General features: G+C 37.2%; 1 protein-coding gene and 1 tRNA gene. One reads left to right on the forward strand and one right to left on the reverse strand.

All coding sequences use genetic code 11. The features are described 5' to 3' along the window. Positions 1 to 578: porin family protein (locus ACYVAA_RS04085; RefSeq protein WP_460538790.1), on the reverse strand; the 578-nt coding region annotated here is incomplete at its 3' end. A gap of 244 nt (positions 579 to 822) precedes the next feature. Between ACYVAA_RS04085 and ACYVAA_RS04090 the strand changes: the two genes are divergently transcribed. Beyond that, positions 823 to 896: transfer RNA gene (locus ACYVAA_RS04090), tRNA-Arg, on the forward strand. The last annotated feature ends 256 nt before the right edge of the window (positions 897 to 1,152 follow it).

Consider the following 1,152-nt stretch of genomic DNA (forward strand, 5'->3'; position numbering starts at 1 on the left):
AATCCAAATTCTTGGGCATTTTTCACTTTTCTTTCTACTCCGTTAGCATCTGTAAAGATGTGTTTGGTATGTGCGTTGTAAAGAAAACCGACTTTTCCACCCAAAGCTATTCTGAAACCCTCGTTGTAATCACTTTTGTTGAAGTGGTACCTGAATTCCAAAGGAATGTCGATGTAATTTAATGCCATGGTGTTTTTGCTGACAGCTGTGTTTTCTCCATAAATGTCTTCTATTTCAACAAGCTGGCTTGAATTACTTCCTTTTTCAGGATCATTGATTAACGTCATGTTATCTTTCAATGCTAATTTGTCCAAGCCAAAGCCGATCCCTGGGTTAAAAGTGAGTCCTGATTTATCACCAAGGTTGATGGGGCGCTGGAAATAAATATTAACGGTCTTGGATGCAAAAAACTTAGAGGATAAACCCTCAGGTTTATTATTAAGTGTGTTGAATCCAAAGTCTAAAAACAGGTCTCCTTTAATGTCCGGCCTTCCTTGGATGGGGGTTGTCTTGCCCGCTTGACCGAATAGGCTCATTGGTAACGCAAAAACAAATAAAATAATGATTAGTCTTTTCATGAAAGCGTTTTTTGTAATTAATTTTTCAATGAGCTAAATTATAAAAACTTACTTGATTGTGATGGGTTTTTTATCTTAATTATTCTTAATCGGGTGTTTCAAAAGGTAAGTTAGAAAAAGTAAATAACGGTATGGTGTTGAAATATAGGTGAATAAGGGAAGTGCAGCAAAGGCGGTAGGATTAAATAAGGAGGTTTCTTTTGATTTTATGATAAAACATTATACATTTGCAAACCTCAATGAAGGCCTCGTAGCTCAACTGAATAGAGCACTTGATTACGGCTCAAGAGGTTCCAGGTTTGAATCCTGGCGAGGTCACAAGAAACCCTTTCTAAATTAGTTTAGAAAGGGTTTTCTGTTTTTAGGGCTTTTGTGGGGAATGGGTGCTTTTTTACGGAGGAAATGCCTATTATATGAATGTATTTGATGTTTTGCTATGGTGAGTTGGATGTAGGCAAATATTATTTCATTGATAATCAGGTTGGATGAGATTATTTGGTTTAAAAAACGCCTTTCCCCCTTGCGGGATAAGAAAGTGTTGTTACCTTTGTGACCCTGTTGGACGGACAGGCAC

The sequence above is a fragment of the Echinicola sediminis genome, from assembly GCF_054777495.1.